The sequence below is a fragment of the Amycolatopsis sp. cg5 genome (genome assembly GCF_041346955.1).
GTDB lineage: Bacteria > Actinomycetota > Actinomycetes > Mycobacteriales > Pseudonocardiaceae > Amycolatopsis.
Window position 1 is genome coordinate 5,016,712 of sequence record NZ_CP166849.1, and the last position, 23,547, is coordinate 5,040,258.

General features: G+C 70.7%; 20 protein-coding genes. 5 read left to right on the forward strand and 15 right to left on the reverse strand.

Features of this window, described 5'->3' with window-relative positions:
- The first annotated feature begins 86 nt into the window (after positions 1 to 86).
- Entirely contained in the window at positions 87 to 644 is a 558-nt protein-coding gene (locus tag AB5J62_RS22535) for a condensation domain-containing protein (protein ID WP_370941889.1), read from the forward strand.
- 524 nt (positions 645 to 1,168) lie between these two features.
- On the opposite strand, the gene AB5J62_RS22540 is transcribed toward AB5J62_RS22535, so the two are convergent.
- The gene (locus AB5J62_RS22540; RefSeq protein WP_370941890.1) at positions 1,169 to 4,774 is read right to left on the reverse strand and encodes a discoidin domain-containing protein; all 3,606 of its coding nucleotides are present in this window, start codon (positions 4,772 to 4,774) and stop codon (positions 1,169 to 1,171) included.
- A 216-nt stretch (positions 4,775 to 4,990) separates the two neighbouring features.
- Between AB5J62_RS22540 and AB5J62_RS22545 the strand changes: the two genes are divergently transcribed.
- From AB5J62_RS22545 to AB5J62_RS22555, 3 genes are all read left to right on the forward strand, one after another.
- Positions 4,991 to 5,404 (forward strand): hypothetical protein, encoded by a 414-nt coding sequence (locus AB5J62_RS22545; RefSeq protein ID WP_370941891.1) that lies wholly within the window; start codon positions 4,991 to 4,993, stop codon positions 5,402 to 5,404.
- Positions 5,405 to 5,508: 104 nt separating this feature from the next.
- Complete coding sequence (locus tag AB5J62_RS22550; protein ID WP_370941892.1) at positions 5,509 to 6,324, forward strand: hypothetical protein; 816 nt, start codon at positions 5,509 to 5,511, stop codon at positions 6,322 to 6,324.
- 92 nt (positions 6,325 to 6,416) lie between these two features.
- Positions 6,417 to 7,214, forward strand: a complete 798-nt coding sequence (locus AB5J62_RS22555) for a hypothetical protein (RefSeq protein ID WP_370941893.1) — start codon at positions 6,417 to 6,419, stop codon at positions 7,212 to 7,214.
- Positions 7,215 to 7,287: 73 nt separating this feature from the next.
- Here the strand turns inward: AB5J62_RS22555 and AB5J62_RS22560 are convergent, their stop codons facing one another.
- The 12 genes from AB5J62_RS22560 to AB5J62_RS22615 form a co-directional block, all read right to left on the reverse strand.
- On the reverse strand, positions 7,288 to 8,136 hold the full coding sequence (locus tag AB5J62_RS22560) for an ABC transporter permease (protein ID WP_370941894.1): 849 nt from the start codon (positions 8,134 to 8,136) through the stop codon (positions 7,288 to 7,290).
- Positions 8,133 to 9,107: an ATP-binding cassette domain-containing protein gene (locus tag AB5J62_RS22565; protein ID WP_370941895.1), complete on the reverse strand. Its 975-nt coding sequence runs from the start codon at positions 9,105 to 9,107 to the stop codon at positions 8,133 to 8,135. Before AB5J62_RS22565 ends, AB5J62_RS22560 begins: the two co-directional genes overlap by 4 nt.
- Complete coding sequence (locus AB5J62_RS22570) at positions 9,097 to 10,011, reverse strand: thiopeptide-type bacteriocin biosynthesis protein (RefSeq protein WP_370941896.1); 915 nt, start codon at positions 10,009 to 10,011, stop codon at positions 9,097 to 9,099. Before AB5J62_RS22570 ends, AB5J62_RS22565 begins: the two co-directional genes overlap by 11 nt.
- Positions 9,989 to 12,376 (reverse strand): SagB family peptide dehydrogenase, encoded by a 2,388-nt coding sequence (locus AB5J62_RS22575; RefSeq protein ID WP_370941897.1) that lies wholly within the window; start codon positions 12,374 to 12,376, stop codon positions 9,989 to 9,991. Before AB5J62_RS22575 ends, AB5J62_RS22570 begins: the two co-directional genes overlap by 23 nt.
- 13 nt (positions 12,377 to 12,389) lie before the next feature.
- On the reverse strand, positions 12,390 to 14,285 hold the full coding sequence (locus tag AB5J62_RS22580; RefSeq protein ID WP_370941898.1) for a TOMM precursor leader peptide-binding protein: 1,896 nt from the start codon (positions 14,283 to 14,285) through the stop codon (positions 12,390 to 12,392).
- A complete protein-coding gene (locus tag AB5J62_RS22585) occupies positions 14,282 to 15,766 on the reverse strand; it encodes a hypothetical protein (RefSeq protein ID WP_370941899.1) in 1,485 nt (494 codons plus the stop codon). The genes AB5J62_RS22580 and AB5J62_RS22585 overlap by 4 nt, the downstream gene beginning before the upstream one ends.
- Positions 15,763 to 16,815, reverse strand: coding sequence for a hypothetical protein (locus AB5J62_RS22590; RefSeq protein ID WP_370941900.1), 1,053 nt, complete (start codon positions 16,813 to 16,815; stop codon positions 15,763 to 15,765). The genes AB5J62_RS22585 and AB5J62_RS22590 overlap by 4 nt, the downstream gene beginning before the upstream one ends.
- Positions 16,812 to 19,313 carry a lantibiotic dehydratase gene (locus tag AB5J62_RS22595; protein WP_370941901.1) on the reverse strand — a complete coding sequence of 834 codons (2,502 nt, stop codon included), beginning with the start codon at positions 19,311 to 19,313 and terminating at the stop codon, positions 16,812 to 16,814. The genes AB5J62_RS22590 and AB5J62_RS22595 overlap by 4 nt, the downstream gene beginning before the upstream one ends.
- 140 nt (positions 19,314 to 19,453) lie before the next feature.
- Positions 19,454 to 19,594: a thiazolylpeptide-type bacteriocin gene (locus AB5J62_RS22600; protein WP_370941902.1), complete on the reverse strand. Its 141-nt coding sequence runs from the start codon at positions 19,592 to 19,594 to the stop codon at positions 19,454 to 19,456.
- A 172-nt stretch (positions 19,595 to 19,766) separates the two neighbouring features.
- Positions 19,767 to 21,380 (reverse strand): LuxR C-terminal-related transcriptional regulator, encoded by a 1,614-nt coding sequence (locus AB5J62_RS22605; protein WP_370941903.1) that lies wholly within the window; start codon positions 21,378 to 21,380, stop codon positions 19,767 to 19,769.
- Complete coding sequence (locus AB5J62_RS22610) at positions 21,365 to 21,565, reverse strand: hypothetical protein (RefSeq protein ID WP_370941904.1); 201 nt, start codon at positions 21,563 to 21,565, stop codon at positions 21,365 to 21,367. Before AB5J62_RS22610 ends, AB5J62_RS22605 begins: the two co-directional genes overlap by 16 nt.
- 125 nt (positions 21,566 to 21,690) lie before the next feature.
- On the reverse strand, positions 21,691 to 22,683 hold the full coding sequence (locus tag AB5J62_RS22615) for a hypothetical protein (protein ID WP_370941905.1): 993 nt from the start codon (positions 22,681 to 22,683) through the stop codon (positions 21,691 to 21,693).
- A 114-nt stretch (positions 22,684 to 22,797) separates the two neighbouring features.
- Here AB5J62_RS22615 and AB5J62_RS22620 point away from each other — a divergent pair, with 114 nt between their 5' ends.
- Positions 22,798 to 23,049: a hypothetical protein gene (locus AB5J62_RS22620; protein ID WP_370941906.1), complete on the forward strand. Its 252-nt coding sequence runs from the start codon at positions 22,798 to 22,800 to the stop codon at positions 23,047 to 23,049.
- A gap of 63 nt (positions 23,050 to 23,112) precedes the next feature.
- On the opposite strand, the gene AB5J62_RS22625 is transcribed toward AB5J62_RS22620, so the two are convergent.
- Together AB5J62_RS22625 and AB5J62_RS22630 are read right to left on the reverse strand one after the other, a co-directional pair.
- Complete coding sequence (locus AB5J62_RS22625; protein ID WP_370941907.1) at positions 23,113 to 23,253, reverse strand: hypothetical protein; 141 nt, start codon at positions 23,251 to 23,253, stop codon at positions 23,113 to 23,115.
- Complete coding sequence (locus AB5J62_RS22630; RefSeq protein WP_370941908.1) at positions 23,250 to 23,537, reverse strand: hypothetical protein; 288 nt, start codon at positions 23,535 to 23,537, stop codon at positions 23,250 to 23,252. The genes AB5J62_RS22625 and AB5J62_RS22630 overlap by 4 nt, the downstream gene beginning before the upstream one ends.
- Positions 23,538 to 23,547 lie beyond the last annotated feature (10 nt).

The window sequence follows — 23,547 nt, forward strand, 5'->3', positions numbered from 1 at the left end:
ATAAGAAATCGTCCCGTTCTGGCCGCCGCACGGTCCGCCCTAGCCTGAATCCACTTTCTTCCCCCGGCGATTCAGCGAGGTTTTCCATGCCGGATTCCGCATATGGCGAACTGCTCGTCGACCAGGCCCATGCCGACCAGCTCCAGGCCGGTTACCTGGGCCTGGCAGGCCTGTCGCCGGTCACCCCCGCGCAGGCGCGCATGCTCGAAGACGGCCGGACCGTCCAGGCGGCGTTCGAACTGGACGGCCCGCTCGACCAGAACCGGCTGCGCGTGGCGTGCCAGCGGCTGCTCGACCGCCACGAGATCCTCCGCTCGTGCTTCCCCGAGCCTCGCCTGCGCGTGGTCGTGGCCGGTGTCGCGGTGCCGTGGCGCACGACCTACCTCACCACCTCCGACCGGCGCGTCCAGCGCGCCGAGCTGGACGGCGTACTGGCGGGCGAGCGGACCCGCGGCTTCGACCCGGACCGGCCGCCGCTGCTGCGCGCGCACCTGCTCCGCTTCAGCCCTCGCCGGCACACGCTCGTGCTGAGCGCGCACCGCGCGGTCGCCGACGGCGAGTCGCTGCCGTCGGTCTTCGCGGAGGTCTTCCTGCTCTACCCGGACGACGTCGAGATCAGCGCCATCGAGGTCCAGGAGTCGTGAGTGGTACGGCCGGTTCTAACCGGCCGTACCACTCACGACCCCCACGGCGCCCGCCTCGCAGCCGCCGGTTCGGGTCAGGGCCTCCCTCATCCGAACCCGCCGAGTGGGGGCCTCCCTCACCCGAAATATCGGGCGAGGGAGGCCCTGACCACCTGCAGCCGGGTGAGGGAGGCCCTGACTCAGCCATCCAACCCATGCGCCGCCCTTGGCATCCCCACCGCGCCGACCGACTGTCCACTAGGGACACCAAGCGCCCCTTCGCCGCCAAAGTCGCTTGCGCCGACCAGCGACCTGTACGAAGGCTCCCTTCATACAGCCAGGCCGTATGAAGGCTCCCCTCATCCACCCAAGCCGTATGAAGGCTCCCTTCATCCACCCAAGCCGTATGAAGGCTCCCTTCATCCAGGCCGAACTGGATGAAGGGAGCCTTCATACACACGCGAACCCCACCATCAGCGCGAGCCCGGGTGCGGCACCAGGCGGGGGTCGTGAGTGGTACGGCCGGTTCTAACCGGTCTGAACACTCACGACAGTTTGGCCGGGACGTTGTAGGCCTCGACCGAAAGCCGGGCCTGGCTGACAGGTCGCCGCGTGGTGATCGTGACCGTCCTGCTCTCCCCCGGCAGCAGCCAGAAGTAGTTGTCGCCGTAGAACGTCGGCAGCACCCGGTCGGTCCCGTTGCGCTCGCGCAGTGACAGCCGCACCATCGCCGCGACCGTCTGGCCGGTGTTGCGCACGGTCGCCGTGTAACCGTCCTTTCCGGATGGACGCAGGTCCGTCGCGAGCTGCGTGCGGGCCAGCTGGTTCAGCGCGCGCATGGCCGTGTCCGTCCGATACCGCCAGTAGGTGTTCTCGGACAGCACCGCACCGCTCGCGTCGCGCAAGGTGAGCCGGAGCAAGTGGAACGCGGGCAGGCTGTCCGCGAACGGCACCGCGAACGCGCGAGCCGACGAAACCGGCGCCACGTCGAGTGTCTGCCGTTGCGGCGCGGCGAGGCTCTTGCCGTCCAGGCCGAACAGCTCGGCAGTGACGGTCGCGCCGCTCAGCGCGGTCGGCGCGTGGTTGATCGCGCTTACCGTCCAGTCCGCAAGGTCGGCTTGGACGTGCCTCGGCTCGCTGCCCTTGCGCGAGCCGTAGTAACTGCCGTTGACGTCGAGGTCGTAGTCGTAGGTCTGCCACACCGTGCTGTGCCAAGCCGGGTGCGACATCCACAGGAGCACCCCGCTGGCGTCGGCCCACAGCTTCGCGTTCCACGCCTCGAAGATCGCACGCATGCTCTCGTAGTTGACGAACTGTGCCTTCCGGCAGAACTCCGCCAGGCTCGACGACGGCGCCAGCCGCGCGTCGATCGCGGCCAGGTAGCCCTGCGGTGACTGGTTGCCGTTGGTCGACCAGTCGTGCAGGAACCACGGCGCGCCGATCGGCCAGCCCTGCTCACCCTGGCCGACCAGGTTGCGCATGCTTTCGACGACCGAGACGGTCGGCAGCCCGATTTCGCTCCAGAATCCCTTCTTGCCGCCGGTCGCCTCGCCGGTGAAGTACTGCTTCGGGTCGAGCCAGCGGTACGGGCCGTCGCCGGTGATCACGCCGCCCGCCGAGTTGCCCTGGTAGAGCAGGTCGGTGTTGGTGGTGACGATCTCGCGCAGCGCCTTGTCGAGCACCGCGGGCGGGTTGCCCTCGTTGCAGCCGAACCAGATGGTCGCGCACGCGTGGTGGCGGTACCGCAGCACGGTGTCCTTCGCCTGCGCCAGGAAGATGTCGTGGTTTGCGGGGTCGGCCGACCAGCCGAGCCAGAACTCGTTCCACAGCAGGATCCCGTACTGGTCGCACGCCGCGAACAGCTCCTCGCGGTAGGACGAGCCGACCCAGTTGCGGATCAGGGTGAAGTTCATGTCGCGGTGCATCGCGACCACCGCGTCGGTCCGCTCGGCAGGCATGCGCCGCAGCAGCTCGTCCCAGCCCCAGCTGCCGCCCCTGATGAACACCTTGACGCCGTTCACCAGGATGACCAGCGGTTTCGGCGCGTTGTCGACCGACGCCGCGTCGATCCAGTGCTGCCCGTCGGCCGAGACCTGGATCTTGAACGTCGCCGCGTACGCGGTCTCCCAGGTCAGCACGACCCGGTCGAACGCCGTCGCGGCGCCGAGATCGACCTGCAGCCACTGGTCGTCCTCGTAGCTCGACGTCCACCGGGTGTTCGGGTCACCGTCGACCGCGCGCTCCGGCGGGTTGCCGTCGGCCACCGTCGACGAGGTGGCCGTCTTGCCCTTCGCCAGGTCGTTGTCCGGCGCCTTGCTGTCCACAACGGACATCGTCCACAGCGAGAAACCCCAGTTGGTCGCCCGCTTCAGCCCGTGCATCCGGACGTACTGGGCGTTCTGCGGCGCCAGGTCGACCGTCTGCGTCGCCCGGCCGTCGGTGATCACGATCGGCAGGTCGTACTGGTAGCCGATCTGCCGGAAGCCGACCTGGATCGTCCGCCGGTCGCTGACGGCCGCGCCGATCGCCGCGGTCAGCGTGAGATCGTGCAGGGTGGCGTCGCCGTAACCGTTGGGCCACCACAGTTTCGGGTTCCGCAACCGCAGCTGCGGGAACGCCGACGGCGCGAACACCACGTCGGCCGTGGCGCCCGCCGGGACCATGACCGTGCTGGACACGCTCACGGCGTCGAACGCCGCGGTGACCTTCACCCGCTGCGCCGTCGCGGCCGCGTTGCGCACCGGCACGGTGATCGTCACCTCGGCGAGGCCGGTGTCCGGCACCTTCGTGTCCACCCGCGCGTCGCCCAGCACGGCGGCGCCGGTCGAGCGCAGCCGCACGTGGTCCCAGATCCCGGAGCCGCGGTCGCGCACGGCGGGCATCCAGTCCCAGCCGGACACGGCGAGGTAGGTCGGCGAGTTCTTGAACATCGTGGTGTCGGCGTCGACGAACGCGTAGCCGGCGGGCCCCTTGTCACCGGGGCTGCCCGGCAGCGGCATCGGCGAGATCTTGACGGCGAGCGTCTGGTCACCGGAGCGCCGCAGCGCGGCGGTGATGTCGAACGCGGCCCGCCCGAACGGGTGACTCAGCGTGCCGAGATTGGCTCCGTTGAGCCAAATCTGCGCCTCGTGGTTGACGCCGTCGAACTCCAGCCAGACATGCCTGCCCGCCGACGTGTCCAGCCCGCGCGGCAGCCCGAACACCCGCCGGTACCACCACGCGTGCCGGGAAAGCGCTTCCGGGATGTGCATGTTGTTCATCCCGAACACGGGATCGGGCAGTTGCCCCTGCTCGACCAGCGACGCCAGCACAGTGCCCGGCACGGTCGCCTTCAGCCAGCCCCGGGTGTCCACATCGGACCCCGACAACGCCGCGCCGTCGCTGCTCGGCGCCCAGTCCTGCATGGTCAGCACCCACCCGGACTCGACGGGCACCGTGCCGTCCGGCGCCACCGTCAGCGCGGGCGGGGCGTCATGGTTCCGCACCGGGAAGCTCGTCCACCCCCGGACGGCGGGCCGCGCGTCGCGACTGGTCCCGTAAACCTGGAACCCGTTGAGCCCCAACGGATTCGTCGTCGACCGGCGCGACGCCGACAACCGCACCCAGCGCGCCGACACGGCGCTCAGCGGAATCGTGACGACACCGCCGCTGCCGGAATCGGTCGAGTACACCGTCCGCCACGACTTCCCATCCAAAGAGACGTCGAGGTCGAAGACCGTGGCGAAGCTCGACTGCACCTCGGCGCCCGTGGTGTTGCTCCGCGAGCCGCCGGCGTCGAACGCCGGATCCCCCGGCCGCGCCTCGAAGGTCAGCACGACCGAGCTGACCTGGCACCGCCCCTGCAGGTCCACGATGATCCACTGCCCATCCCCTGCGGCCGCCCGCCATCCCGAGCCCTGGACCCCGACCTGCGCGAGCCCGTCGACGGCGAACTCGGCGGGCGTGGCGGCGTAGTCGGTCGACGACACCTGAACGGGCCGGAACAACGCCAGATCCGAGGTCGCCGCCTGGCTCGCGTCCTGATCGGGCGCGCCCGAAGCGACCCCGGGCAGCACCGCGCCCAAGCCGAACCCGGCCAGCAGCCCGCCACCCGCCGTCAGCAGGCGCCGCCGCGAAACCGAAGACTCAACCGGCTTGAAGTCCTGCGCCATGGGGTGACTCCGCTCTGCGAGTGACAACGTTGCCAGGAAGAATCTGCCGCGTGCTTCGGGACGTCAAGGCGACAAAGAAGACAGAAACCGGTCACCCTGACATCGATGTCACCGACCTGCGCAAACCCATTCATCAAACATTTTGCGAGATCGCCTGTCACATCTCACCGGGCTACCGAGTCTGCTCATCGTCACCGCACGCGAAGGGGAACCTCGATGAACAACCTCACCATCCGCCTGGCCCTGCTCGTCCCGTTCGGCGAGGAGCTCGTCGTGGGCGGCTGGAACCAGCTCTTCCCCCGCAGCTTCTACGACCACTTCCCCACCGTCGACCTCACGCCTCCGTTCAGCGAGCACTTCGCCCGCGACTTCGGCGGCGCGACACTCGGCCTCGCCCTCATCCTCGGCATCGCGCTGGTCAAACCGAAGACCCACTTCGTCGTGCCCGCGGCGCTGGCCTACCTGGCGTTCGCGGTGCCGCACTTCTTCTTCCACCTGATGAACATGGAAGCGGCCAGCCACGGGCAGCAGATGTTCCTGACGATCGGCAACTCGGTGGTCGCCCTGTTCGGCGTCGCGGCGATCGCATTGGCCATCGGCAGGGACCGCCGAGCCGCCGCGAACAAATGATCAGAAGTCGCGGGTGAGCCATTCATCCCATCATTCCGAGAATCGTCTCGAAGTGCGCGGGCGAGGACGCTGTGTACAATTCTTGGCGTTCGAGGGGAGAGGGAATGAGAATTCGTCCTGCGCTCGCGAGTTTTTCGATCTTGGTGGTACTCACCGGCTGCGCGGTGGAGCCGACACCCGAGTCACGCCTGCCACAGAGCCACGTTCCGGCGCTGGGTAAGGACATAAAGCCCCAGGACGTGCCGAAACAAGCCAAGCCCGCGTACGACCGGGCGGTCGCGTCCGAAGCACAATGGATGGAAAAGGCACGGGCCGCCGACGAGGCGAAGCAGAAACAGGCGGCCGCTGACGCCAGGGTCGCGGAAGAAAAGCAGAAAGCCGATCAAGAAAAAGCGCAGGCGGACGCGTTGAAGGCGCGCGCCGAAGCGCAGCGGCAGGAAGCCGCGCAGGCGGAAGCCCGTCGACAGGCTTCGGAAGCCGAGGCACGCCGTCAGCAGGCGGCGGCCGACGCCGCGAAGGCGCAAGCCGCCCAGCTGGAGGCACAGCGCAAGGTCGCCGAGGCCGAAGCTCGGCGCCAGCAAGCCGCGGCCGACGCCGCCAAAGCCCAGGCCGCACGCGCCCAAGCCGCCGCCGAGGAGGCGAAGCGGTTGGAGGCCGAGCGACTGCGCCAGCAGATCGAAGCGCAGGAAGCCCAAGCGCGAGCCGAAGCCGAGCGTCAAGCACGGGCGTTCGCGGAAGAGCAGGAGCGGGCCCGCGTCGCCGCAGCAGCTGCGGCCGAGAAGGAACGACAGGAGCGAGCGGCCGCCGACGAACGGGTCCGGACCTGTCTGGCGTTGCGCGCGATGATGCAGCCGACCAGCCAGGAGGAAACCGGCCGGGTCGTGCAAGGGGTTTGTGACTCGGCCGCCCGACCCAGGTGAGCGCAGCCAAGCGAATCGCCGGCCTTCGAGCACCGAAGCCGCGGGCGAAAGAGGGAAACGGGCTGCGCGACGCGCTCGAGACGGTGGGTGCGGTGATCGCGCCCGCCACCTTGCTCACCGCGCTCGGCCTGTACATCGGGTGGCGCCGGACCGACAGCTACACGCAATACCTCGGCATCGACGAGACGCTGCTGCAGTACAGCGCGCAGGACTACCTCCTGCGCGCTTGGCAGAGCGCGGGCCAGGTCGTCTTCACGCTCGTGCTCGGGTCGATCATCGTCGCCGGGGCGCACCTGGTGATCAAACGGTCGGACCGCGCGGTGACCACGATCGCCCGCGCGCTCGCCGTGGTCGGCGGGCTGACGCTGGCCGTCATGGTCGTCTCCTTTCTGATGCCGCCGGTCGCGCGGTGGTTGTCCGGGGTCATCTACGACGTGCCCTACCTGACCGTCTACGCGATCACCGCGTTTTCGGTCGCGCTCCTCGTCTATTCGGCCTCTTTGGTGCGAGACGGGCACGCCAGGACGACCGCTGCGCTGGTCATGATCCTGCTTTTTCTGGGCGTTCTCTCGGCCGCCGACAAGTGGGTCACCCTGCTGGGCGAGAAAGACGCCGCGTACATGACCACCACGCTGGGGCAACGGCAAGGCGTGATCGTCTACAGCAAGGAGAACCTGCATCTGCCCAGTACGATCACATGCACTGAGCTGACCGGCCCGCGCGAGGCTTACCGGTTCCGTTGCGAAGGGTTACGCCTGTTCATCCGCGCGGCCGACAAGTACTTCCTGCTGCCTGCCACCTGGTCACGCGCCGACAGCGACACCGAGGCCGACCGCATGGTCGTACTACGCGACGACCCTTCGCTGCGCTTCGAATTCACGCCCGGCTGAGAAAACTCCCCCTGGGGTGGGCAAAGCGGTGTCAATGCCGGAGTTTAGCGGGCTTTATCGCGGCCTCTAGGTGTCAGTCTTTGGCGCGTCTGGCGAAAGCCCAGATGCCGACCGCGCCCGCCAGCACGATCGAAAGCAGCAGGCACAGCACGTCGACCCACAACGGGATGGACGGGATCCGCGTGGGTGACAGGTGCGCGCGCATTCCCTCGCTCAGGTAGGTCAACGGATTGAGCGCGCACAAGACCTGGTACCAGCGCAGGGTTTCCAGGCCGTGCCAAGGGAACTGGGTGCAGCCCGTGAACATCAGCGGCGTGAGGATCAGCGAGAACGCGAGCTGGATGTGGTTCGGTGACACGAGCGTGCCCATCGCCAGGCCGAGTGAGGCGCCGCTGAGGCAGCCGAGCGCGAGCAGGCCGGCTGTGATCGGCCAGGCCGCGAGGTTCCAGTTCACGCTGTCGAGCATGAGGAGGCCGATCGGGATCATCACCACGGCCGCGACGAAGCCGCGGAGCGCGCCGAACACGACCTTGCCGAGCGCCACGACCGCGACCGGGGCCGGTGCGAGGAGGCGGTCTTCGATCTCCCTGCTCCACGAGAAGTCGACGACCAACGGTGACGCCGTGCCCTGGAGTGAGGTCAGAAAGCCGGACAGGGCAACGATTCCGGGCAGCAGGACCTGGGCGAAGTCGGGTGCGACGAAGCCCATGGCCGAGAGGACGTAGCCGAAGACGAAGAGCATGAAGAACGGCTGGATCAGCACCTGGGCGGCGAACGAGCCGAGCTGGCGGCCGGTGACGACGATGTCGCGCAGGAGCATGGTCGCGAAGGCGTGGAATGCGCCCGTGATGACGTCGGTGCGGCTGATCGAGACCGAGGGGAGGTCGGGGCGGGCAGGGGCCGGGGTGAGGGTTCGGGTCATCGGAGGTCCCGTCCGGTCAAGTGGATGAACACGTCTTCGAGGCTGGGTTTGCCGATGCCGAACTCCTGGACCGCTCCCCCGAGCCGGGTGATGACACCGAGTGCGGGGGTCACGAGGTCGTCGGGGTCGCGGTCGGTGAACAGGCGGAGGTGGGCCTGTCCTGCTCGGTGTTCGGTGAGTTCGGCCGTGTGGACCGAGGGCAGTGACTGCAGGGCGGCGCGCAGTGGCTCGGCGTTCGCGACGCGGACGGTGAGTTCGAGGGTGCGGGTGCCGGGGAGGGATCTGCTGAGCTCGGCCGGGGTGTTGAGGGCGAGCATGCGGCCGTGGTCAACGATGCCGATGCGGTCGCAGAGTTTCGCGGCCTCGTCCATGTCGTGGGTGGTGAGCAGTACCGTCGTGCCTCGGGCGCGCAGCTCCGTGATCCGCTCGTGGACGAAGAGCCTGGCCTGGGGGTCGAGGCCGGTCGACGGCTCGTCGAGGAAGAGGACGCGGGGGCGGTGCATCAGGGCTCGGGCGATCATGACGCGCTGGGACTGGCCGCCGGACAGGTGATCGAGGCGGCGGTCGGCGTGGCCGGTCAGGCCCATCACGCCCAGTAGCTCGTCGGCGCGGGCGGTGCGCTGGGAGCGGGGTACGCGGTGGTACCGGGCGTGGAACAGGAGGTTCTGGCGCACGGTCAACGATCGGTCGAGGTTGTTGCGCTGGGGCACGGCGGCGAGCAGCCGGCAGGCCGCGGTCGGTGAGCGGACGACGTCGACGCCGTGGAGGAGCACCTTGCCTTCGGTGGGGCGGATCCGCGTGGTGAGCACGCCGATCGTGGTGGTCTTGCCCGCGCCGTTGGGGCCGAGCAGGCCGAACACCTCGCCGGGCGCCACGCGGAAGCCGAGTCCGTCGACGGCGGGGGCGCTGTCGCCGCGGCGGTAGCGCTTGACCAGGCCGGTGACCGCCAGTGCGGCGTGCTCAGCAGACATGTCGTTCCCTTTCACTGTCCGTCAGGGCCGCCGCGATCAGGTGGGCCACGTAGGCCTCGTCGACGGGGTGCACGCCCAGGCGGTTGTTGGTCATGTGCAGGTAGGACCGCAGCAGTGCGACGGAACCGCAGGCGCGCTCGCTCAGCTCGTGGCAGTGCGCCGACCACTCGGTCCACTGTGGACTCTCGGTGACCAGGCGGCGGAGCCGGTCGGACGAGCGGGCGTAGGAGGCGTCGTACATCTCGTGCAGCCGGGCGCGCGCGGACGGTGGTTCCCACGAGTCACGGTAGCCGGTCAGGAATCCGGTGAGCTCGGTGGTGTCGCTCAGGAACGCCGTGCAGAGGATCATGCTCAGCTTGGCCGAAAGGCCGAGCCGTGCTGATTTCGCCGGGTGCCCGGCGATCAGGCCGAGGACGATGTCGCTCGATCGCTCGAAGTGCCATTCCGCGATCTCGATGCCGTCGGCGCCGCCGTAGCGGTCGTACTCCGGGAAGTAGCCCGCCGGGTACCAGCGGTTCGTCGGGCGCCGCGGCATTCCCGTCGAGCCGTAGGCACGGTCCCAGGCGTCGTCGCCGTACTCGGCGGCGAACATCGCGCGATTGGCCGCCTGGTTCGGTGGTTCGCCGGGCGCCGTGTCCGGCGAGGGGTTCTCGGCGAGATAGACGGTGAGCCAGCGTGTGGTCAAGCGCCGGACCAGGTCGGTGGCGCCGGCGACCGGGCGCAGCCGCAGGCGGATGTGGTCGCCCTCCACCCAATACCGGATGAAGAACCAGCCGGCGATCAGCCCGCGCCCGCGCAGCCGCCGCACCAGCGGGGCGACGGCCTCGCGCAGCAGCGGGTCGGGGTTGCCGGGGTAGTGCACATGCACGGACAACCAGGCGTCAGCGGTATTCGGCGTTGGCACGGTTCTCCCTCCCCAGCAGGAAGCAGACGAGCGCGCGCTCGCCGGTGCCGGTGAGGCCGAGCGCCTCGTCGACGACGAGATGGTCGAGGCTGAGAATGGCGCCGCAACCGAGCCTGGCCGCGGTGGCCGCCAGGTAACACGATTGGACGACCTGGCCGGCCTCGGCGTTGAGGATGCGGTAGCCGCGAGGGCCGTAGCGCTCGACGAGGTCGTCCAGGTTGCCCGAGACGACCAGCACCGCCGCTGCCTGCTGCAGGCTGTAGTTCGGCGTGCGGCGGGTGATGGTCGCGAGGGTGTCCGCCCAGCCTGCGGCCGAGGGGGACGGCCCGGCGGCGTGCAGGCCGTCGTCGTACCGGTAGCCGCCCGGCGTCAGGCCGGTGACGTTGTTGACCAGCACCGACAGTCTCGTCCAGCCGCCGGTGTCGTCGTCGGCGCGGATGTCGTCGGCGCGGAGCCTGGTGCGGCGCACGAGGTCGAGCACCTTGTCCAGCTCGTCGCGGCGCACGGGCTGCTCGGTGGTGAGCCCGCCGAAGCTGGATCTGCGACGGCTCATCAGCGCGTCCGCCGACTCCCCCGCCGACGTGCCTGGCTGGTCCGGATCCGAGCGGAGCAGCACCGGAGCCGGACGCCGGGCGGCCACCAAGGTGGTGCGATGGACTTCCTGGGTCCACGCGAAGCGTTGCACGACAAGGGAACTCTCCACCGTCTCGGCGGGCGGCAGCGGCTCGGTCCGCTCCGGCGCCTGCTCGGCCTGCCATGGCAGCGGGATGACCGCGAGCACGGACTCGTCTTCGATGTCCACCCCCAGCACGGAGTTCAGCGCTTCGTCGTCGAACCAGAGCAGATGCCGCAGTGGAACCCCGATCCCCTCGGCCAGCGCGCCGAGTGCGCCGAGCAAGGCGCCGACGTCGAAAGTGCCTACGTGGTAACCGAAATTGGCGTACTTGAAGGCGTTGTTCCAGAACCGCAGCGTGATCACCAGGAACTGGTCGGTGCGCTCGGCGTCCGGGTGCCGGACCGCCTCGCGGACCGCGGCCGTGCGCTCGCCGTCGTGGATCTGCTCGAAGGCGTGCTGCCTGGTCGAGTAGTGGTGCACCCCCGGCGCCATCGCGCCCGCAGATCCGGCGACCAGATAGAGCCGCAACGGGTAGAGCCCGCCGCCACCCGCCGCTCCCCTGGCCCAGTTCGCCGTCGGATAGTGGCTGAAACCGGCGTTGGACTGGGTGGAGTCGAACCGCAGGCGACGCCCGCGCGGACCGTAGGAAGCGCGCAACAGCCAGGCGAGCGTCTCCAGATCGAGCTTGCGATCGCCGACCACGCGTTCGCCGAACGGCCGTGCGGAAGGCGGTTCCGAGTCCGGCAGCGGCCGGAGCGAGCCGCCGGTGAAGGACGGGAAGAGCGCCGGGCGGTCGCCCCAGCGCGGAGCCCGGCCGAGCGGCGGGAGCGGCTCGGCGATCACCGCGTGCACGGCGGCCGCGTACTCCCGCACGGTCGTTCCGCGGTGATCGGGCACGGTCTGGAGTTCAGGAATGGCTGGTACGACCACAGGGGCACCGTCGTCGACCCGGCGGGTGGAGGCTCGCAGGGTTCGCAGATCCTGCACGGTCACGACACGTTCGCCTTCCGAGATCCCGGTGAGCAGCCGGAACGCTTCGAACGCGAGCGTCGCGCCGAGCGCACGGGCCAGCGCCGGTGTGTACCGCACGGATGCCGGGGTCTGGCGAGGTTCGGGCCAGGCGTCGAACCCTTGCCCCGCACGGAGAACCGGTCCGAGCACCACGTGGTCACCGCGCGCGGTGAGCGGCAGCAGTGCTCCTTCGGCGGGCGCGACGGGCAGTGGTCCGTCGTCGCTGCATGCCAGCACGAGGTCGTACCCCGCCGACGGATCGACCACGACGTTTCCGGCGCCGTTGCGGGCGAGACTCGCCGCCGCGGCGTCGACCGCTGGCCCCGAGCCGGTCAGCAGGATGCGCGCGTGGTGGAACCGCGCGAACGCGCGCGCCGGTTCGTCGGTCAGATGCGCGAGGTAGCGGACCTGGTCGAGGAACCGCGCCAGCAAGCCCGGAGCCAGCTCACCCGGGTCGAGGTCGATCAGGAAGCCGCGTTCGAGCAGTTCGGCGAGCAGCGCGCAGACGCGGTCACGGACCTGGGCGGTCAGCCCGGCGCAGAGTTCGGCGACGGTGCGGGTGCCGTCCAGATGCCCGCGCAGCCGGTTGAGCAGCCGGTACGCCTCGTCGCCCGCGAGGTGGGCCTGGTCCTTTTCGCTGTGCAGCAACACGCCGCGGTCATCGCGAAGCAGCACGGTGTCCGACCGGAGCAGGGGATGGATGCGGAGCAGTGCGGGCCGGGCGTCGACGAGCGTCATGCGGAACTCCGGGTCAGTTGAAGGGGTGCGGGTGCCGGGGCAGCGTGGCTAGATCGAGCACGGTGGCCGCCCGGCCGAGCAGCCGGGGGACGTGCAGCAGCCGGGGCACGGCGGCGGTCGCGCGGTGCAGGTGGCCGAAGGTCATCCGGAGCGTCCCCGGCACGATGACCTTGGCCGCGTGCAGGCCGAGCGCCCGGCTCCAGGCGTCGGTCTGGTCCACCACGATGGTGTCCAGGCCGTGCTCCGCGAGCCTGCCGATGAGGCCCGTCAGCACCCGGGTCAGGTCCGTCTCCCGCTCCCGGGGCCGCGTCCAGATCTCCTGCCACCGCACCGGATTCGCGACGGTCGGATCCGAGAGCAGGAACTCGTGCAGGCCACGCGCCTGCGGCAGGCTGTGCAACGCGAGGTGGTCGTCCATCCGCAGCACCTCGGCGGGGTCTTCGAGCATCCGCAGGTGCCGCCGCCGTTCCTCGGCGTCGGGCGTGTGGAGGTCGGCGCGGCGGAACGCGCCGACCGCCGTCTCCGTGACCGCGGACCGGATCGCCACCAGCGGGTCCGGGTGCGCGGCGGCGGCGCAATAGAGCTGCGGCAGGGTGGACGACTCGGATCGCTGGCGGGCGAGCGACACCACGACGGGCACGCCGAACTCGGTGGTGGCGTCGAAGATCAGCAGCTCGTAGCCGATTCGCGAAAGGTCGTCGGCGAGGTGCCCCGCGACGTCGTCGCCCTCCGGCGGCGCGATCCGGCGTAGCGGCGTCCGCGCGTACCAGGCCAGCAGGAAGGCGTCTCGCTCGATGACTTCGAGCAGCCCGTGCAGCGCGGCTTCTTCGAGACTGTTGCCCAGCCCATTGCCGTTCGTGTTGCCGACGATCACCCTCGGGTGCTCCGGCCGCACCGGCGCGCCGAAGTAGGCGAAATGCTCCGGCACCGCGATGGGCCGGTCGCCGGTCATGGACCAGCCGTGCACCCAGGTGATCGGCAGATCCGGCCGGTACGGCGTGCACTCGCGGGCCAGTCCGGTGAACTCCGGGTCCGGCAGGCCGAGTGAGACCGGATCGACCGCCACGGCGGGCCCGAGGTCGGCGAACGAGGACAGCAGCGTGGTGCGGCGGCCGTGCGGGCGCAGCGCGAGCCTGCGTTCCAGCGACTCGAACACCGCGACCCGCTCGGCGTCCGCGACGGTGGCCGCGCGGCCGAAGCTCCACTCGCGCACCTTGCCCACCACCACGTCCGCGGCGACCATCGGCAGCGTGGACCGGTCGGTGCGGCCGGTGACCGTGACCGGCCCGAAGACCGGATCGACCGCGGCCTCGACGACGCGCCGTCCCGCGGTGAGCAGGTTGTCCTGCCGCAGCTCCCCCGGCGGCACCGGCCGGGGGCGAGGGGTGAACCGGGCGGCTTCCGGCTCGTCGGCGGGCAGTGCGGCGCAGGCCGGGCAGCCTGGCCGGATCGGCACGACGTGCTCGGTGAGCGTGCCGTCCCGGTTGTCGAGCTGCCACAGCCGCGGCGCCTCGACGTTCGCCGCGCAGTATTCGACGAGCGCGGCCAGCGCGGGCCACAGCGCGGGCGGAAACGTGCCGCCGCGGGTCAGCGAGAGGTCGTCGGGCACGTCCAGCGCGTGGATCCGGCCGTACTCGGCGCATCGGACACAGCCGGGCAGTCCCGCGCCGATGACCGGGCCGATGACGGTGCGGACCGCGTCGGCGCGCAGCGGCAGGAACCGGGCACCCGTCGCGGTGATCTCGGCGGCCAGCTCCTCGAGCCCGGCGGCGGACCATTCCTCCAGCGCGGCGACGACGAGCGTGCCCGGCTCGTGCTCTCCGGCGAGCCCGACCCTGATGAGCGGGTCGGTCCGCGCGGCACGCAGCCAGGCCGAGCACCGTTCGGACTCCGTCACGGACCAGGTCATGGCGTGCTCCCCCGTTCGAGCGCGACGAAGCCGGTCGCCTGCAGTCCCGGGACGGCCGCGCGGTCGGCCCGACGGGTCCGGACGTCCGGGAGCGCCCGGCGCAGGCAGCGCTGGAACTCCGGCTCGCGATCACGCGGCGACGGCCAGAGTTCGGGATGCGGCCCGGTCGAGGGCAATGTGGCCCCGCACATCGGCGACGCGACGGCGGTGATCCCGGCTCGGGCGGCCTGTTCGGCGCCGATCGCGCCCAGCAGCGCATAGGCGGCCGCGTCCTCGGCGGTCGCCTCGACCGCGCGAGATCCGGATGCGCTGGTGGCGACGAAAACCCCGTCGGCGCGACTCGCGACCCGGCAGCGCACGTCGAGTCCTAATCGGACGGCCATTGTGGACGGCCAGCCGTCGCACGCGTACTCGTCGCCGTCGAGCGGCGAGGTCCGGTAGAGCATCTCCCGTCGCAACATCACCCCGGTGGCATGGAGTTCATCGCCGCCGACCGCGACGCCACGTCCGCCGTCCGGGTCGAGCGCGCGCTCGGCCGCCGCCAGCCCGGCCGCGAGCCGGGCGGCGTCCACGGTCATCCCGAACCCGAGCGTCCCGCCACAGACGGCCATGCCCAGCGGAATCTGGGGCAGTTCCGCGAACCTCAGCTCGGCGAGCGGACCGAGTTCGGGATCGCACAACGCTTCGAGCGCGGGCATGGCCGCGTGGAGGTCGGCGGGCGAGGAGCCGGTCCCGGTGAGCCAGTGATGGGTGGTGGTCGCCAGCCGGTCCGGGCGCACGATCACGACTTCAGGCCATGGCCCGGCAGGCTGCTGTACTCCGGCGACGTCCTGCAGCAGCCGGTGCGCCAGCAAGGATCCCGCCAGCGCGGCGACCGGACGCGACGGCGCCGACCGGCCGAGGCCGAGCCGGTCGGCGATCTCGGCGACCGGGCCGGCGAACGCGAGCCGTGCGTCCGCACCGGCGAACGCTTCGAAGCCGGCGGCCCGGAGCCGGACGAGCCGGGTGTCCGCCGCTTCACGCTTGACCAGCATGCCGCTCGAAGTCAGCGCGGCGACCGCGGCTTCGGCGATCGGTCCGGTGCCCGTGACGGTGAATTCGCGGCAGGCACACCGGCTCCACGCCTCGGCCGGGTCGACGGCGACCTGATCGAGCCAGCCCGCGAAGCCGGGCGCCGCGTTCGGAATCGAGTACCGGTCCCAGTCCGCGGGCGCGGTGAGGAGCATGCTGTGCGCCGAAAGGCTGTCGAGCAGGCCGCGCACGACCTGACCAGCGGTGCCCTTCGCGCAGACGGATTCGATCGCGTCGGCACTGAGCCCGCCGGTCAGCGCGGGCGCGAGCCGTTGCCAGAGCACCGCCAGGTCCGCGCCGCCGGTCGCGGTGAACGTGCCGAGCGGACCGCGGAACAGCAGCCCCTCGGCGGTGGCCGTCGCCCGCACGCCGGGCCGCAGCCGGTACAGCGCCTCGCGCACGGCGGTCACCGGGCGCCCTCTCGCGCCCGCTCGATGCGTGCCCGCCACGTCAGGCCGCTGAGCGATTCGACGGCGCGGCAGACGAGCGAGGCCGCGAGGTACCGCTCGGCCGGACGCACGTCGCACACCGCCAGCAGCAGGTAGAGGATGTTCATGACGAAGCGCTCGATCTCGAACTCCCCGCCGTCGCCGTCGTCCGGGGTCCAGACCGCGTTCAGCAGCTGATGGAATTCGCTGATGTCGGCGCTGCGGTAGGTCTTGGCGGTGACCGGGTCGTCGAAGGCCGCCGCTCTCGCGACCGTCTCCGCCTTGGCCGTCGACCGGAGTTCACCGCGGTCATAGGCCTCCGCGGCGGCACTTCGCGCGGCCTCGCCCCAGTCACGCCAGGCGGCCACGAGCGGATCGGTGGTGTCATCCGCGTGCGCGGCGATCGAGCGGGCACGGTCGCCGTGCGCCAGCCACATCGCGTCATGCCCGGCGCGGATCCGGCCGTCCGCGTCGTGGACGTGCAGATGCGCTTCCAGGTGGGACTGGTAGGAGAAGTAGCGCTTGTCCAGTCCGCCGGGACTCGCCTCGGCGTGCGCGCTGAGCACGGTCATCACCGCCCGCACCCGCGCACCCGTCCGGTCGGCGTGCGCCCCGATGTCGGCGACGGTCGCGGCCACGGCGGGGACACCGAGTCGCAGCACATGATCACGAAGCGACCCCGCCGCGCGCGTTTGTTCGACCAGCACGGTGTTGTCCGGGTGGAACGGACCGTACGGCGGCGGCACGAGTTCGGCACGCCCCGCGGCGTCCGCCAGCTCCTGAAGGTCCACATCGGACAGTCCAGCACGCGAAGGGTGTTGCGACAGATGGCTTCTCAGCCGCTCAGCGAGCTTCTCGGCGGCCTCGGCTTCAGGCACCCTGATCCTCAGGTGCGGCCCGTGCAGCCAGCCTCGCTCCAGGTGCGCGCCCTCGGCGAGCGCGGGCAGGACCGCTTCGCGCAGCAACGGCGCCTGCAGGGGTTCGTGGTAGTGGCACACGACGTCCCAGGCGGTCACGGCCATGTCGCTCACATCCCTCTCCGATGGGTTTCGACGATCAGCTCGAGCGCGCGGCCACTGCCCGGCGCGGGCAGCGCCTCGGTGAGGTGGACCGGGCCGTCGTGCTGCTGCAGCAGCTTGGCCAGGCACCGCAGGTGCAGCGCGTTCCCGAAATCCACGAACTGCGGCTTCGGCGGCGCCGTGAGACGGGGCTTCTCGTCCTCGGCGGCCTGCTGCCGGACGCCCGCCACGAACACCGCCTCCGGCAGGTCGAGCGCGGCGCGCCACCGGGCCACCGCGTCCACGGCTTCCCCGGTGGCGAGCGTCCGGGCCCAGTCGCCTGCCGTCTCGGCGCCGACCGCCCAGCTCCGCCTCGCCAGCACGAGATCGCGGTGGCGGAGCCTGGCTCGCCGCCGGACGTCCGGCGTGATCGTCTCGGCGGGCGCGAGCCTGCCGAAGACGGCCCGGTCCGCGGTGAGGTCCAGGTAGTACGCGGCGACCCGGTCCGGCAACGCCAGCTGCACGAGGAAACCCAGATACAGCACGTTGATCGGCGCGCCGGTCGCGGCGACGTGCAGCCGGACCAACCCGGTCACCGGGTCGTGCACGACCTCCAGGTCCTGGTCCAGCAGTGCCGACCAGGCGGGGTCCTCCCCCACCTCCGTGCCGGTCAGCAGCGGGTGCAGATTGGCGTTGAAGCCGTTCACCGGCCGGAACTGCGCGGTCAGCTCGCCGTCCAGCGTCCTGGCGAGCCTGGCGGCGACCGCGTCGCGCAGCTCCGGCCCGAACGCGTCGAGGAACCGGGTGGTGAACCGGCCCCAGCCGGTGCTGATCGAGTTCAGGCACCAGCCCCGCCGCCCGGCTTCGTCGAACGGCTGGACGAAATGCGAGTAGGACGCCGGCCTGCGCAGCATCCAGCGCGGCAGGCGTCCGGTCACGTGGTCGAGCAGTTCCTCGGACAGCCAGGCTTCCTGGCCGCCGCCGAACGCGGCTTGGGTCGTCTCGGTGATTTCCCGGCGCAGCGCGGCGATCTCGGCGACCTCGTCCGGCAGCGTCTCGCCGTCGGGAAGGCTGACGGCGCCGTCCGCGCCGACGCCCATGGCGGCCGCCCACAGCTGTTCGGCGTCGCCGACCAGGTCCGCGACCCGGCAGCGTCCGCCGTCGCCGAACCGGCTGAGCATCCGATGCCGCGCGAGCGCGCGCAGCACCGCGCCTTCGTTCACCAGCTCGGTCAGCGGGGCGAGCCTGCTCAGGTCGGCCCGGATGTCCGCGCCGACCTCGGCGCCGAGCCGGAGCCTGCCCGGCAGGAGCACGTCTTCCCTGACCGGCATCGTCTTGGGGCGGGCGGCGCCGATGCCGTCGAACGCCGCGGTCCACCCGGCGTCCAGGTCGCGGATGGCCTGCGGCCGTCGTCCGGCGGGCAGGCACGCGAGGTCGAGGCCGCCGCGGTGGAGCCTGCGCAGCTGCCCGGCCAAGGTCTCCCAGCCCGCCGATTCGAGCCATCGCGCCATCGCGGGCAGCGGGTCGGGCAGCTGCGGGTCGATCGGCGCGATGGGCAACAGGACCTGTTCGTCCGCGAGCCGGTCGAGATAAGCCTTGACCGGCGCCTCGGACGCGAGCATGCCGCCGAGCACGGCCGCCAGCTCCGGCAGGGTCCGCCCCTTCGCGCCCGCCGCGCGCACTTCGGCCAGCACCACGTCGAGCGTGCGCGTGCGGGGCAGGCTGACGCGCTGTTCGCGCACCGCGACGTAGTTGCCTTTCACCTCGCAGTCGTCACGCAGGCAGGTGAACCGGTCCGCGCCGAGTCCTAGCGCGGGAGCCGCCCGGTGCGGCAGTGACCAGCGCAGGGCGGGTTCGGTGAGCAGCGCGCGCAACAGCGCGCTGACAAGTGTCTGGTTGGGCAGCACGTGCGCGACCGGGTCGATCTCGCCGGTGATGCCGGCGCCGGGTTCGTCCCAGGTTCCCCAGCCGACGGCGGTGAACCACGACCACGGGCTGGTCTTCGTGGCCGCGCGCAGCGCGTACCGCAGCACCTTGACCTCGGCCTTCCTGGCCTTGGCCCCGTAACCCGGGCCCGCGACGTCGGCGAGGCCGTGGAGCAGATCGACGCTGGAGAGTGCGACGGCCCGTCGCAACGTCTCATCGCGGGCACGCAGGCTCAGCGCGCCGCGTTCGGCTTTCAGCGCTTCGGTCCGCGCGGTCGCGAGTTCGGCACGCAGGCGCTCACGGCGGTCGACGAGGCGCAGCCAGTTCTCCAGCAACGGCAACCGATCCGCCAGCTCGGCGGCGGCTTCGCGCAGCACGGGCCGCGGCGCTCTGCCATTGTGGATGTCCCGGCGCAGAGGGATCACCACCCGGCGATGCAGCGACTCCGGCAACCAGCAGCGGCTGTCATGCAACTGCTGGCCCAGCGGCCCATCCGCCATGACGAGCAATGCCCGCTCGCACGCGGCGAGTTCGTTCATCAATATTCGGAATTCCGCGTTCTCCGCGCTTTCCGGCCACAATTCGGAGAGGGTCGCGCGAACCATCGCATAAGGCGCTGTTTCCGTTCGCTCGACAATTGATTCAGCGCCGACAACTTGTTCCCGCCGCATTTCCCGCTCCTCCCCTGTCAGGCTGGGTGTCACCCCGGCGCACACCGCCGGGGTGACACCCGTTACCGGCGAAACTACTGGGGGTCCACGCAGGATCCGGTGTTGCCACTGCAGCCGGAACCGGTCGAGGCGGCGGTCTCGGGCAGCGCCACGGTGTCGCGCAGCGAGGTGACGTCGAGCTCGTCGAGGTTCAGGTCGTCCAGGTTCAGGTTCATTTCTACTCCCTTTTTTGTTTCCGGTAACTTTCATCCGGCATGAAGAATCTATCCAGGAACGATGCCAAGCACATGGGCAAGTACTACCTATATTGGGAACGTGCGCCGATGCCTGGACATAAAAAGGCCCGCCCACGACAAATGGTCGCGGGCGGGCCTGCTGACGAATCGATCAGATTCCGAGCGCGGGCTCCGGAAGAATGCCGAGTTCGATGGCGGCGGCCACCGCGGCACGCCGGGAACCCACGGCCAGTTTGGTCAGGATGGCCGCGACATGATGGTCCACCGTGCGCACCGACAGGTTCATGCGCTCGGCGATGCCCGCGTTGCTCAACCCTGACGCGATCCCGGCCAGCACCTGCGCCTGCCGGCTGGTGAGGCCCGCCGGATTGGCCACGGTCTCCGGCCGAGGACCGCGCGGCACCCGTCGGACGCCGTGGTGCCGCAAGCGCCGGCGGAGCCTGCGCGCGGCGCCCGTCGCGCCCAGTTCGTCGAACATCACCAGCGCGCGCAACGCACCCGCCTCGCCGGTCATGGCCAGGCTGTCGGCCTGCTCGTAGGCGCAACCGAGGTCACGCCACGCGTCCGCCGCGCGCCGCCATTGCCCGGCCGCCAGCAGCCGGTACGGCTCGGCGAACCAGTCGGCGCCTGGCGTCACCTCACCCGCCCGCCGCAACCACAGTGCCAGTTCGCCCGCGTACCACGGATGTCCGGCCTCGCTCGCGGCGTGGAAGACCGGCCGTAGCTCGTCGGCGTCCGGCATGCGCTCACCGCTGAGCCAGCCGGACTCGGCTCGCGCGACCGCGAGCAGAACCCGGTCCCGCAAGGTGTCGAGGTCCCGGTCGGCCGTGAGCGACATCGGGACACCTCGGCGCGCGCTCACCCTCGCCAGCACACAGCGCCCGGGTAAGGATTCGGGACCCGCCGCGAGCGCGTCCCGCTCCGCGCTCGCCCAGTCACCCGACAGAAATCGCGACCATGCCCGGATCGAGAGCACCTCACGCGTCGCCAGCCGATGTTCCGTGGCCAGGGCGAGCGCGCGCTCCAGGTCGTGCTCGCACAGGTCTCGTGCGCGCACGCCCGCTTCCTCCGAGGCACGCTGGATCAGCACGCGCACGGCGTCCGCCGCCGCGCGCCTGCGCTCGGGCAGTGACCGCTCCAGCACCCGCCGCAGCGCGATTTCGCTGATCAGCGAAGGGTTCCCGCCGGTTTCCCTGATCAGTTCGGCGGTCGTCAAGTCCAGCTCGGCCGCCAACGCCGCGAGCGTCGGTTCCGAAAGCGCGGGCAGCGGCAAACGGCAGGCGGGCACACCGGCCAGCACCGCGCGCAAGCCATGCGTCGCACCGATTTCGTCATCGCGGTACGCGAGCACGACCGACGCCTTCGCATCCCTCAGCCCGCGGGTGACGGCGGAGAGCAGGTCGAGCGTCGAGTCATCGGCCCACTGCACGTCTTCCAGCACAAGCACTTTCGGCTTGGCGCCGCCGCGCAGGAAGCCGTCGAACAGCGGCCGCACCGAGGCGCCCGCCCCACGGCAAAGCCCGTGCCACACCTCGGCGTGGTCGGCCGCCTTGCTCCGGAAGGCGCGCAGCAGCGTGGATTTCCCGCTGCCCGCCGCCCCGGTCACCACGGCCAGCCGCGCCGCGGTCGTCCCGCGCGCCAGTCCGGCAAGCTCGGCGAGCACCCCGTGTCGTTCGGCGAACACGCTGGTCGAGTCCATCGAATCCCCTTCACTGACGCGGATCCTGGCCGAGGTGAGCGTCTTGACGATCAGCCCGCACCGCACGGCTGGGAGGATTGGACACCGGCGCAGTCCCACATGAATCCGGTGATCGGCGGCGTCGGGGGGCCGGGGGCCGGCGGGTTCGCGGGCGTCGAGAAGTCGGCGAACGCGGGTGTCGCCGCACCCGCCGACACTGCCACGGCCACCACAGCGCCTGCCACGATTCTTCGTAGTTGAGCGATTCTCATGTCCACCCCTCGTTCTCTGACGACGTTGGGCAGAACTGTGTCAGCCTGGACGCGCGCCCGGAAGTCCTCCGGCTGGTCAGCAAGAGGACACCCCGTTGGCAGCAAGGTGACGGGGTGTCCCCGGCTCAGATCCAACCGCGGCGGGCCGCTTCGACCCCGGCTTCGAACCGGCTGCCCGCCCCGAGTTCGGTCATCAGGCGCGCCACGCGGCGGCGCAGGTGCCGGACGGACACCCCGATCACCCGCGCGGCGACCTCGTCGGTGCTGCCCTCCGCGAGCAGTGCCAGCACTTTCCGGTCCTCGCCACTCGGATCGGCTCCCGAACCTTCGGCCTTGACCGGCGGGTACACGTCAGCCTCGTTCCACAATCGGTGGAACAGCCGCAGAAAGCCCACGATCAGCCCCGGCTGCCGCACGATCAGCGCGCCCTGCCCGCTGTTCTGCGGGTCGATCGGCAGCACGGCGACCACGTCGTCCATGATCACCATCCGCTCGATCGGATCGTCGGTCACCCTGATCTCGGCGCCCGCCGCGGTCACCTCGCGCATGTAGTCGCGGCAGGCTTCGTCCTGCAGCACGGCCGTGTTGTAGATGGTCCGCATGGCGATGCCGCGGCGCAGGCCACGCAGATCGAGCGGCCTGCTCGCCTCGATGGCCGAGCGGCTGATCGATTCCCCCGGCTGCACCGACCAGACGCTGCGGCGGGTGAAGAACGCCAGCTCCGCGAGCCGCTGGCGCACCTGCTCGAGATCTTCGATCCGTTCGAGCCCGGTCGCCGGATCGACCGACCACGGCCGGGCCGAGTACCGCTCGGTCAGCTTCGCGACCTCGGACCGCGTGTCGCCGACCCGGCGCTGCTCGTTCAGCAACTCGTCCTCGCGGCGCTCGATCAGCTCGCCGAGCGCGGACGCCGGATATTTCAGCGTCACCCCGATGGCGGCTTGATCGTCCGGCGTCACCACCCCGAGCTCGGCGAGCGAGGTCAGCGCGACGGCGATTTCCGCTTCCTGGCAGGAAAGTGCCTCGGCCAGCGTCGCGCCGTCCCAGTCCGCGTTGTCCAGCAGCGCGCGGTAAACGCGTTCCGCGAGAGCGGTGAATCCGAGATCCCTCAGAGCCACCGCGTACCTCTGCGTGACCGGTTGCTGACACGTCTGGCAACTACCTGACCACGTTCGGTACACCACGACCCGGCCGCACCGGCCATGATTGGCCGCGACGGAAGGGATGGGGGCGTGGCCGAGGTAGTCATTCGCCAGGTCGGTCCAGGCGCCAGCGATCCCGCGCTGGTCGCCGCCCGCCTGTGTTTCGAGCTGGGAGTGGCCTGCCACGTCACCATCAGTCCGGACCTCCGCCACGTGCGGGTGCGGACCGCCGTGGGTCATCCGGAGGCGGCCGACACCATCTCGATGCTGCTTTCGGAACCACGTTTCCACGGCTGGAAACTCGACACGGACGCCGTGTGCGAAGACGACCAGCCGATTTGAGCATACGCCACGAAATCTGCTTCATTGGGCGAGAACAGCCACGAAATGAGGAACCAACGGGATTCACATGTCGCGTTCATCCCGGCCGTCGCCGCCATCTGTCCACTGTGGACTGATGGGTTCGCCGTCAGGCCACTGGAGCCCGGCCTCGGCGAGCAGCCGGTCGAAGATGGGCGTGTCCGAGGCGGCTGCCGTGCTGTTCATCGGTGTTCCTGGGTCTCGGGGAAGCGCTGGGCTTCGAGGTAGGCGCGCCGCAGCGCTTCGCGGGCGCGGGCGGCCAGCGCGGTCACTTCCTTGGGCGACGAGCCCAGCGCGGGCGCCAGTTCGCTCGACGTGTGGCCGTCGGCGACGGTGCCACGCAGCACCGCCCGCCACCGGGGCGGCAACGAGTGCAGCGCCGCGGCGACCACCTCGTCGGCCGGTTCCCCGTCCTCCCGCATCCCGTCTCCGATCCGACCGGCCTCGCCCGCGAGAACGGACTCACCCATTCGCGCACAC

Excerpts from the sequence above, each read along its gene's own strand:
- AB5J62_RS22535 (WP_370941889.1), top strand. The coding sequence starts at position 87 with ATGCCGGATTCCGCATATGGCGAACTGCTCGTCGACCAGGCCCATGCC.
- AB5J62_RS22540 (WP_370941890.1), bottom strand. The coding sequence starts at position 4,774 with ATGGCGCAGGACTTCAAGCCGGTTGAGTCTTCGGTTTCGCGGCGGCGC.
- AB5J62_RS22545 (WP_370941891.1), top strand. The coding sequence starts at position 4,991 with ATGAACAACCTCACCATCCGCCTGGCCCTGCTCGTCCCGTTCGGCGAG.
- AB5J62_RS22550 (WP_370941892.1), top strand. The coding sequence starts at position 5,509 with ATGAGAATTCGTCCTGCGCTCGCGAGTTTTTCGATCTTGGTGGTACTC.
- AB5J62_RS22560 (WP_370941894.1), bottom strand. The coding sequence starts at position 8,136 with ATGACCCGAACCCTCACCCCGGCCCCTGCCCGCCCCGACCTCCCCTCG.
- AB5J62_RS22565 (WP_370941895.1), bottom strand. The coding sequence starts at position 9,107 with ATGTCTGCTGAGCACGCCGCACTGGCGGTCACCGGCCTGGTCAAGCGC.
- AB5J62_RS22575 (WP_370941897.1), bottom strand. The coding sequence starts at position 12,376 with ATGACGCTCGTCGACGCCCGGCCCGCACTGCTCCGCATCCATCCCCTG.
- AB5J62_RS22580 (WP_370941898.1), bottom strand. The coding sequence starts at position 14,285 with ATGACCTGGTCCGTGACGGAGTCCGAACGGTGCTCGGCCTGGCTGCGT.
- AB5J62_RS22595 (WP_370941901.1), bottom strand. The coding sequence starts at position 19,313 with ATGGTTCGCGCGACCCTCTCCGAATTGTGGCCGGAAAGCGCGGAGAAC.
- AB5J62_RS22600 (WP_370941902.1), bottom strand. The coding sequence starts at position 19,594 with ATGAACCTGAACCTGGACGACCTGAACCTCGACGAGCTCGACGTCACC.
- AB5J62_RS22610 (WP_370941904.1), bottom strand. The coding sequence starts at position 21,565 with ATGAGAATCGCTCAACTACGAAGAATCGTGGCAGGCGCTGTGGTGGCC.
- AB5J62_RS22625 (WP_370941907.1), bottom strand. The coding sequence starts at position 23,253 with ATGAACAGCACGGCAGCCGCCTCGGACACGCCCATCTTCGACCGGCTG.
- AB5J62_RS22630 (WP_370941908.1), bottom strand. The coding sequence starts at position 23,537 with ATGGGTGAGTCCGTTCTCGCGGGCGAGGCCGGTCGGATCGGAGACGGG.